Raw genomic sequence first — 2,056 nt, forward strand, 5'->3', positions numbered from 1 at the left:
CCGGTGCCGAACTGGTAGAGCACGGCGGCGGTGAGCAGGGTGGTGAGGTTGGAGTCGAGAATGGAGCTCTGGGCCTCGCGGAAGCCTGCATCGATGGCGCGGCTCATGGTGAGGCCGCGTTTTATTTCCTCGCGTATGCGTTCAAAGATGAGAACGTTGGCGTCCACGGACATGCCTATGGTGAGCACGACGCCTGCGATGCCGGGCAGGGTGAGGGTGGCTCCGAAGAGTCCGAGCCCTGCGAAGAGCAGGCTGATGGTGAACACGAGCATGGTGTTGGCGAGGAGCCCGGCGAGGCCGTAGCAGACCTGCATGACCACCATGACGCCGATGGCGCCCACGGCTCCGGCGATGAGGCCCGCGCGGATGGAATCGGCGCCGAGTGAGGGGCCGACGGTGCGTTCTTCGAGCACGGAGACCTTGGCGGGCAGGGAGCCGGAACGCAGCACCACGGCGAGGTCCTGGGCCTCTTCGGTGGTGAACGAGCCGGTGATGGAAGCCTTGCCGCCGCTGATTTTCTGCTGGATCACGGGGGCGCTCTGGACAACGCCGTCGAGCACGATGGCGAACTGCTGATGGATCAGTTCTTCGGTGACCCGTTCAAACTGATCCGCACCCCGCGGGCTGAACTGGATGGACACGCATGGCTGATTGCGTTCATCGAAAGCGGGGCGGGCGTCCACGATGTCCTGACCGGAGAGCAGGGGTGCCTTGTCGAGGATGAGGCCGCCGGAGAGATCGTTCTTGCCGGCGGCGGTCCAGGAGCGCGAGCCCGTGACCAGCGGATACCACGCCGTGCCCGGAGGCATGATCGTGGAACTGGGGCTGACGTCGTACCGAACGCGGTGGAAGGTGAGCTGGGCGGTGCGCCCGATGAGCTGAAGGGCGCGCGCGGTGTCGGTGACGCCGGGAAGCTGAATCTGGATCTGATCGTCGCCCTGGCGGCGGATGTCGGGTTCCGCCACGCCGAAGGCGTCGATGCGTCCGCGGAGCGTGCGGATGGTCTGATCCATGATGCGTTCACGGAGTTGTTTTTCCCATTCGGGGCGGAAGGAGACGAGGAATTTTTCCCCGGATCCGGACGAGATGGCAGACCCGACTGCCATCTGTCCGAATCGGTCGCGCAGCAGGTTGGAGAGTTGTTCGATTCCCTCGTGTTTGAGCGGCACGAATTCCAGCGTTCGACCGTCGGCCTGACGGAGGAGGCGGGTCCTTATTCCCGCATCGTTGGCGCTGGAACGGATATCCTGCCCCAGAAGGGACAAAGATTGAGAAACGGCCTGATCGACGTCTGCACCGAGGGTGAGGTTGATGCCTCCGCGCAGATCGAGGCCGAGACGAATGGGATCAGGCAGCCACGCGTCGAGGGCGCGGGGCGGCACAAAAAAATTGACGGATATGCAGGCGGCGCAGACAAGAGCCGTCAGCAACGCGACGCAGGAGCGCCAACGCAGGGAACGCATGAAAAATCCTCTTGGAGCGTTCGTGGGCCGTGGTCGCGTTGATTGGCGCGCGTGAGAAGGCAATCGGCGCAGGGGCGCGGATTGTCGCAGATCGTGCGGGCGCGGCGGGACTGAAAAGGAACGCTCGGAACGTAAGTGCAGACGCAATGCCCGTCCGCGGGGGCGGAACGGGAACTCAGGCCATGACTAGACGTTCGCAGAGGAAGGGGGAGCGAGGGAGAACCAGTGGATGAGCCCGTGACTTTCCGGCGGACAGGCGGGCACGTCGAAGTACTCCTGAGCGCAGAGGAAGAAGTCGGGCAGGGGAGGCGTGGGGGGCAGGGCGGCAGGAGCGTCGCCGCCGTCGAAACCGGTGGAGGCGTTCTGCTGACGTTTGCCCGGCGAGCGCAGGGATGTGCCGTCGGATTCGGCAAAGGTCTTGAGCTGGGAGACCGGATTGCTGATGCCGCTCACCGCGAGGGTGAGCGAGGCCATGCGGAAGCTTTGGGTCTCCTTGCTTTCCCCGGCATGTCCGTGGGGGGGCATGAAAAGGACGCAACAGATCATCAGGATCATGTTTCTGCCTTTCACCACAGCTTGACTATGACGTGTTC

General features: G+C 64.1%; 2 protein-coding genes. Both read right to left on the reverse strand.

Going from position 1 to position 2,056, the window contains the following annotated elements; genetic code table 11:
• On the reverse strand, positions 1–1,463 hold a 1,463-nt coding region (gene secD, locus ACZM96_RS10815), incomplete at its 3' end, for a protein translocase subunit SecD (RefSeq protein WP_489489065.1).
• Positions 1,464–1,649: 186 nt separating this feature from the next.
• The coding region (locus ACZM96_RS10820; protein ID WP_489489066.1) for a hypothetical protein at positions 1,650–2,056 on the reverse strand (407 nt) is incomplete at its 5' end.

The sequence above is a fragment of the Mailhella sp. genome, assembly GCF_057866825.1.